The sequence below is a fragment of the Streptomyces sp. adm13(2018) genome (assembly GCF_008042145.1).
Taxonomy (GTDB): domain Bacteria; phylum Actinomycetota; class Actinomycetes; order Streptomycetales; family Streptomycetaceae; genus Streptomyces.
The window spans coordinates 64,065-71,361 of sequence record NZ_RDBH01000145.1; the positions used below are offsets into that span (position 1 = coordinate 64,065).

Genomic DNA, 7,297 nt, shown 5'->3' on the forward strand with positions numbered 1-7,297 from the left:
CCCCCTCGCCGCGCTCGCCGCGGCGCTCCACCCCGGCCGCCGGTTCCTCGTCCTCGGCGAGGGCCCCGGGACCCCCGCGCGGGTCGCCGCCCTGCTCCGGGACACCGGCTGGGGCGGCACCCGGATCCGCGTCCTGGAACAGCTCGGCGGAGACCGCGAGCGGCTCCTCGACGGGACGGCCGCCGACTGGCCGTACGAGCGGACCGACGCGCTGCACGTCCTCGCCCTCGACTGCGTCCGCGACCCGGACACGCTCCGGCTCGGCGCGGTGCCCGGACTGCCCGACGAGGCGTACGAGCACGACGGCCAGCTCACCAAGCGGTACGTGCGGGCCGCCACCCTCGCCGCCCTCGCGCCCGCGCCCGGCGAACTCCTCTGGGACGTCGGCGGCGGCTCCGGCTCCATCGGGATCGAGTGGATGCGGAGCCACCCCTCCTGCCGGGCGGTCGCGGTCGAGCGGTCGGCGGAACGCGCGGAACGGATCACCCGCAACGCCGACCGCCTCGGCGTGCCCGCCCTGCGGGTGGTGACCGCCCCGGCACCCGCCGGCCTGGCCGGGCTCCCCGTCCCCGACGCGGTCTTCATCGGCGGCGGCCTCACCGCCCCCGGCCTCCTCGACGCCTGCTGGGGCGCGCTGCCCGCCGGCGGCCGGCTCGTCGCCAACACCGTGACGCTGGAGTCCGAGGCGCTCCTCGCCGAACGCCACCGCCGGCACGGCGGCGAACTGGTCCGGCTCGCCGTGGCCACGGCCGTCCCCGTGGGCGGCTTCACCGGCTGGCGCCAGGCGATGCCGGTCACGCAGTGGTCCGTAACGAAAGGTTCTGAAGAGCGATGACCGTCTACTTCATCGGCGCGGGTCCCGGCGCGGCCGACCTGATCACCGTGCGCGGCGCGCGGACGCTCGCCGAGTGCGGGGTCTGCCTGTACGCGGGCTCCCTCGTCCCGACCGAGCTGCTCGCCGAGTGCCCGCCGGACGCGCGGCTCGTCGACACCGCCCGGATGGACCTGGACCAGATCGTCACCGAGATCGCCGCGGCGCACGACGCCGGCCAGGACGTGGCCCGGCTGCACTCGGGCGACCCGTCCGTGTTCAGCGCGATGGCCGAGCAGATGCGGCGGCTGGACGCGGCGGGCATCCCGTACGAGGTCGTGCCCGGCGTCCCCGCCTTCGCGGCGGCCGCGGCGGCGCTGAAGCGGGAGCTGACCGTCCCCACGGTCGGCCAGACGGTGATCCTCACCCGGGTCGCCCAGCAGGCCACGCCCATGCCGGAGGGCGAGGACCTGGCGACCCTGGGCCGCAGCGGCGCGCTCCTCGTCCTCCACCTGGCCGCGCGGTACGCGGACCGGGTCGTCGCCGAGCTCGTCCCCCACTACGGCGCGGACTGCCCGGCGGCGGTCGTGGCGATGGCCAGCCGCCCCGACGAGATCGTGCTGCGGGGCACGCTGGCGGACATCGCGGATCAGCTGAAGGAGGCCGGCATCACGAAGACGGCCGTCATCCTGGTCGGCCGCACGCTGGGTGCCTCGGAGTTCCGCGACAGCCACCTGTACGACCCGGCACGCGACCGGCACGTCTGCTGAGCCGTCGCCGAGCCGTGGCCGGCGCCCGGCCGCCGGCGCCGCCTGCTGATGTCACGCCCGCCGCTGCCGCCTGCCGGCGTCTGGCTGTCGGCGGGGCCTGCCGGCGTCCGGCCGCCGGCGGCGCCGATGCGATGCCGACCGCGCGCACGCGCCGGGGCCCCGGGGAGTCCGATCCCCGGGGCCCCGCGCGTGGACGGCGTCAGGCGTTGGGACGCTTGCCGTGGTTGGCGCTCTTCTTCTTGCGGGCGCGCCGCTTGTTGCCTCGCTTGGCCATGGGACTCCCTCTCGTTCGGGGGTGACGTGCTGGCAAGCCTAGGTTCGTGACCCGGGGGCCGCATATCGGCCGCCGGAGGCGTGCGGTCTCATGGAGACGTGACTGTCTACGACGTGGCCCGGGCGCTGCCGGGCATCGAGGAACTGCGCGACCACAGCCGGGGGCTCGCGATGGTGGAGGCCGTGCTCTGCCCGGAGTGGGAGAGCCGGTACTACTCCTTCGACGCGCACTGGTCGGAGACCGAGCAGCTGGCGTCGATGAAGGACGGCCAGGGCGGCGAGTACACGATCGTGCTGTCCGCGACCGGGGCCTTCGCCCGCGGCTTCGACCACGAGTCGCCGATGAGCCCGTTCGGGGCCGTAGCGGACGGGGAGACCTGGCCCGGGGTGCTCGACGGAGTCCCGGAGGCGTTCCGGGAGTATCTGACGGAGCCCGCGTTCACGGACGAGGACGGGGTTCACGTGACCACCGTCTGCCTGTGGCGCGAGACCGCCGACCCGGCCTGGCACACGGGCCCGGTCGCGTTCACGGACCTGGAGGGCCACGAGGACCCGGACGGCTCCGGCGGCCTCTTCCACCACCTGACGGACCGCTCGGCGGAGGCGTACGCGGAGTGGGCCTCGGACTACTACGAGCGGCCGGTCGACATCGAGGCCGTACGGCACGTCCTCGCCCTGCGCCCGCTGACGGCGGAGGTCGTCACCGCGCTCAACCCGGAGGTCACGCTCGCGGACCTCGCGGAGGACGTACGGGAGATCGGCTACCCGACGGCCTGACCCGGGCCCGGAGGCCGGGCGCGGCACGGCGGGTCGGCACGGCAGGTCGGCGCGGCGGGTCGGTACGGCCGGTCCGGTCGGCACGGCGGGTCGGCGTGGTCGGCCCGGGAGGGTCGGGGCGGTGCCGTCAGCTCGGCCCCGGCCCCGGCCCCGCCGTCGCCGACCGGCCCACCACCGTGCCCGCGCGGTCGATGCAGATCACGTCCACCGCCACCGGGGCGCCCCGGAGCACCGCCAGGGCCTCGTCGCGGGCCCGCGCGGCGACCAGGTCGCCCAGGGGGACGCCCGCCGCCTCGCAGAGGCGGAGGGCCGCCAGGCCCGTGTTCGCCTCGGCGATATCCGCCGCGAGGGACCCCGACGCACCGCCCGTGCGGGCCAGCTCCGCCAGGAAGCCCTTGTCGACCTGGGAGCGGGCCGAGTGCAGGTCCAGATGGCCGGCGGCCAGCTTGGAGAGCTTGGCGAAGCCGCCGCAGATCGTGAGGCGGTCGACGGGGTGGCGGCGGACGTACTTGAGGACCGCGCCCGCGAAGTCCCCCATGTCGAGGAGCGCGACCTCCGGCAGGTCGTAGAGCGCGGCAACCGTCTTCTCCGACGTGGAGCCCGTACAGCCCGCCACATGCGTCAGACCGCCCGCGCGGGCCACGTCCACGCCCCGGCGGATCGAGTCGATCCAGGCCGAGCACGAGTACGGGACGACGACCCCCGTGGTGCCCAGGATCGACAGCCCGCCGAGGATCCCGATCCGCGGGTTCCACGTGGAACGGGCGATCTCGGCGCCGTGGTCGACGGAGAGGGTGATCTCGACGTCGCCCGCGCCGCCGTGCCGGGCCGCGACCTCCGCCACGTGCGCCCGCATCAGCTGCCGCGGCACCGGGTTGATCGCCGGCTCCCCCACCTCCAGGGGCAGCCCCGGCAGGGTGACCGTGCCGACGCCCTCGCCCGCCCGGAAGACGACGCCCGAGCCCGCGGGCAGCAGCCGTACCGTCGAGCGGATCACGGCGCCGTGCGTGACGTCCGGGTCGTCGCCCGCGTCCTTCGTCACCGCCGCCATGGCCGTCCCGCCGTCCAGGGACTCCGCCGTCAGGGCGAAGGCCGGCGTCTGCCCCTTCGGCAGCGTGATGGTCACCGGATCCGGGAAACCGCCGGTCAGCAGCGCCGTGTACGCGGCGGTCGTGGCCGCCGTCGCGCAGGCGCCGGTCGTCCACCCCGGGCGCAGGCCCGTGTGTTTGAGTTGGGCCTCACGCCCGCCGCCTGACGTCACGAAGGGACTCCTGTGCACATACTCATTCTCGGGGGGACGACCGAGGCCCGCGCCCTCGCGGGCCTGCTGCACGGCGAGGTCCGGGTCACCAGCTCCCTCGCGGGGCGGGTGGCGAGCCCCCGGCTGCCCGGGGGAGAGGTGCGGATCGGCGGGTTCGGCGGCGTCGACGGGCTCGTCGACTGGATCGGCGGGCACGCCGTGGACGCGGTCATCGACGCCACGCATCCCTTCGCCGAGCGGATCAGCTTCCACGCGGCCCGGGCGGCCGCCATCGCCCATGTTCCCCTGCTCGCGCTGCGCCGCCCCGGCTGGGTCCCGGTGGCGGGCGACGACTGGCACCCGGTGGACTCCCTCGCGGAGGCGGCCGGGGCCCTCGACGGGCTCGGCGACCGGGTCTTCCTGACGACCGGCCGCATGGGCCTCGCGGCCTTCGCGGACCGCCCCGAATGGTTCCTGGTCCGCTCGGTCGACGCCCCCGAGGCCCCCGTGCCGGGCCGCGCCGAGATCCTCCTCGACCGGGGCCCGTTCACCCTGGACGGCGAGCGGGAGCTCCTCGCCCGCCACCGGATCGACGTCCTGGTGACGAAGGACAGCGGCGGCGCGGCGACCGCCCCGAAACTGACCGCGGCCCGCGAGGCGGGCCTCCCGGTGATCGTGGTCCGCCGCCCCCCGGTCCCGGAGGGCGTCCCCACGGCGACGACCCCCGAGGAGGCCGCCGCGTGGGTGCTGCGGTAGGAGCGGGTCAGAGCCAGTCGGCCCAGATGCCGTACGCCGTCGTGCGGACCGACTGTTCGGCGCCCGAGGGGTCGGTGAGGACCACCCGGTAGTACTGGAGGCTCAGCAGGTCCTCGGCCACCGTCGAGTCCGTGTACTCGTAGGGTGCGCCGTGCAGGGCGCCCGTGGTGAGGGTCGTCCACGAGCCCGTGAGCGGATTCCACCGATCCACGCGGTACCGCGTCGCGGTCCCGCAGGGCGCGGACGACCCGTCGGAGCACTGCAGGAGGAGGGCGGGGTACTGGGCCTGGCGGATCTGGGTGCCGGTCCAGCCCGGAGGCCGGGTGTCCGCCGGGGTGACGCTGATCTCGGCCGGGTTGAGTTCCGCGAGGACGGGGTCCGGATCGAACCGGTCCATGGCGGCGACCCGGTAGGTGTGCTCGCGGCCGTCCGGGACCGTCGGGCAGAGGATCTCGGTCCTGGCCAGGGAGGCCCCCGTCCAGCAGTTCCTCGTCCACGTGGTCCCACCGGTGACGGGATCGGTGGTTCCCTGCCACACCGCGTAGCCCTCGATGTCGTCGTCGGCGGGCGGGGTCCAGGTGAGTCGGACGCCGAGCGGGATCTGCTCGGCGGCCAGGTTCAGGACCGGGGCCGGGCGCTCGGTGTCCGGTGTGGTCTCCGTGGCGGCGGGGCCGGGCTGCGAGGTGCGCCCGTACCGGTCGATCGTCACGACCCGGTACGCGTACGTCGTCTCGGACCTGCCCTGGACGTCCCAGCAGCGGCCGTCGATCATCTTGCGTCCGGCGTACGCGGGAACGGTTTCGTCGGACCAGGTCCAGCTCACGTCGGGGCCCGTCAGGGGCCGGTCGTCCGACGTGAACGGCTTGCACGCCTCGACGGTGCTGGTCTCACCGGTCGCGGTGTCGGTGCGGACGATCCGGTAGGTGGGAAGGGGGTCCTGGTCGACGGTCCACGGGTCGGCGCCGAGCCACCAGAGCATCACGCCGTCGTCGAACCTGTTCGCCGCCATCCTGAAGGGCGGGATGGACTCGGCCCGGTCCGCCATCGACACGGTGATCTGCACGGGGGCGGCGGCGTTGCCGTGCGCGTCGACCGCCCGCACCGCGTACCGGTAGGTGTCGGCCACCGCGGCCGACTGGCGCGGCACGACGTCGGTCGCCGTCGTGGTGTCGCCCGTGGGCAGGGCGTTCAGGTGCTCGCCGGTGGCGGGGTCGTACTGGTCGACCCGGTACGAGGCGGCGCTGGCCACGGGGGACCACATGAGGTGGGGGACGCCCGACCGGTGCTCGACGCGGGCGTCGGTGACGGGCGCGGGGGGCGTCAGGTCCGAGGTGGTGAGGGAGGTGGCCGGCGAGTACGCGGACCAGTTCCCGGCGGCGTCGCGGGCCCGGCCCCGGTAGGTGACCCTGCTGCCGTCGGCGGGCTGGCCGGTGTCGCAGAAGGCGCCCCTGGTACCGGTGTGGACCGTGGTCCAGGCGCCGGTCGCCGGGTTCTGCCGCTGGGCCTCGTACCACGCGATGTCGGCCGAGTTCGCGGCCGTGGTGACGAGTTCCGGGGCGGCGAAGGGAAGGTCGCCCGGGCAGGCGTCCAGCATGACGTGCGGCGCGAGCGGCGGGATCCTGTCGACGGTGGCGACGGTGAGGTCGGCGCTGCCCGGGGACTCGTTGCCCGTCTTGTCGACGGCGCGGATCTCGTAGAGGAAGCGCTGGCCGGTGGCGGGCGGGCTGTTGACGTACGAGGTGCCGGTGAAGGGCACGGTGGTGCTGACCCTCGCCCAGGTCGTGCTCGTGCTCGGACGTCGGTAGACGCGGTAACCGGCGTGGTCCATCTCCTTGTTGGCGGCCCACTTCAGGGCGGCCCTGCCCAGGGAGCGGTCGAACGCGACGGTCGCCCCGGTCGGTGCCAGCGGCCGGACCCGGTCGACGGTGGCCGACGTGTTCGGTGTGTAGCCGAACTTGACGTTGGCGGCGCCCGTCCAGGTCGCGTAGTGGACCGTGATGGTGTGGCGGCCCGCCGGGATCGTGAGGTTGAGCGCCTTCTTCTGGGTGACGGAGTTGTTCTTCCAGAGGTCGATCTTGCGGACGCCGTCGAGGCTGACGCGGACGCCGTCCCGGGCTTCGGCGGTGAACGTGAAGGGGCCGCCCGAGCCGAAGTCGCGGGTGAGGGTCCAGCGGACGCCGAAGTCGTCCTTGGGGAGCGTGGCGACCGCCGGGTCGCCGAGGCCGTAGCTCTCGGAGATGACGCTGTCGCAGGTGGCCAGCCTGGGCGTGCCAGTGAGCGTGGTGTTGGCGTAGTACTCCGCCTTCCACAGCGGGGCGGTGCAGGTCACGGCGGCGGCGGCCGGGGTGGCGGTCAGCAGACTGCCGGAGGCGGCGAGCGCGGCCGTCGTGGCCAGGGCGCTCAGCCGGGTACGAGTCGTCACAGAGAAAGGGCCCTTTCCGGACCTACGGGGAGCAGGCGACGGGATGCGGACTCGTGGGGGAGCCGGGCGGTCCGGGTGGGGCCGGGGCACCGCCGGATGCGGACTCTACCGGCCGGTTCGGACGCTGGACCAGCGGATTGCCGGAGCTCCGGTCCGTCCCGCGCGACAGCGGCCTCCCCCCGGCGTTCAATGGAGGAATGGGTACCGTCCGATGGCTGGTCACAGCAGGGCTCGTGTCCGTACTGGGC

Annotated in this window: 7 protein-coding genes; 4 read left to right on the plus strand and 3 right to left on the minus strand. The window is 74.8% G+C overall.

Features of this window, described 5'->3' with window-relative positions; translation table 11 throughout:
* Both cbiT and cobM read left to right on the plus strand, forming a co-directional pair.
* Positions 1-835, plus strand: an 835-nt coding sequence (cbiT, locus tag EAO70_RS34770) for a precorrin-6Y C5,15-methyltransferase (decarboxylating) subunit CbiT (RefSeq protein WP_148006820.1), incomplete at its 5' end; no start/stop codon positions are given.
* On the plus strand, positions 832-1,581 hold the full coding sequence (cobM, locus tag EAO70_RS34775) for a precorrin-4 C(11)-methyltransferase (RefSeq protein ID WP_148006806.1): 750 nt from the start codon (positions 832-834) through the stop codon (positions 1,579-1,581). The genes cbiT and cobM, both read left to right, overlap by 4 nt.
* Positions 1,582-1,780: 199 nt before the next feature.
* Here the strand turns inward: cobM and EAO70_RS40525 are convergent, their stop codons facing one another.
* Positions 1,781-1,855, minus strand: a complete 75-nt coding sequence (locus EAO70_RS40525; RefSeq protein WP_383431233.1) for a 50S ribosomal protein bL37 — start codon at positions 1,853-1,855, stop codon at positions 1,781-1,783.
* A 98-nt stretch (positions 1,856-1,953) separates the two neighbouring features.
* Between EAO70_RS40525 and EAO70_RS34780 the strand changes: the two genes are divergently transcribed.
* Positions 1,954-2,631 carry a hypothetical protein gene (locus tag EAO70_RS34780; RefSeq protein WP_261993196.1) on the plus strand — a complete coding sequence of 226 codons (678 nt, stop codon included), beginning with the start codon at positions 1,954-1,956 and terminating at the stop codon, positions 2,629-2,631.
* A gap of 127 nt (positions 2,632-2,758) precedes the next feature.
* Here the strand turns inward: EAO70_RS34780 and EAO70_RS34785 are convergent, their stop codons facing one another.
* On the minus strand, positions 2,759-3,892 hold the full coding sequence (locus tag EAO70_RS34785) for a cobalt-precorrin-5B (C(1))-methyltransferase (protein WP_148006808.1): 1,134 nt from the start codon (positions 3,890-3,892) through the stop codon (positions 2,759-2,761).
* 12 nt (positions 3,893-3,904) lie between these two features.
* Between EAO70_RS34785 and EAO70_RS34790 the strand changes: the two genes are divergently transcribed.
* A complete protein-coding gene (locus EAO70_RS34790; protein WP_148006809.1) occupies positions 3,905-4,627 on the plus strand; it encodes a cobalt-precorrin-6A reductase in 723 nt (240 codons plus the stop codon).
* A gap of 7 nt (positions 4,628-4,634) precedes the next feature.
* On the opposite strand, the gene EAO70_RS34795 is transcribed toward EAO70_RS34790, so the two are convergent.
* Positions 4,635-7,049 (minus strand): fibronectin type III domain-containing protein, encoded by a 2,415-nt coding sequence (locus EAO70_RS34795; protein WP_148006810.1) that lies wholly within the window; start codon positions 7,047-7,049, stop codon positions 4,635-4,637.
* Between the last annotated feature and the right edge of the window lie 248 nt (positions 7,050-7,297).

Excerpts from the sequence above, each read along its gene's own strand:
- cobM (WP_148006806.1), top strand. The coding sequence starts at position 832 with ATGACCGTCTACTTCATCGGCGCGGGTCCCGGCGCGGCCGACCTGATC.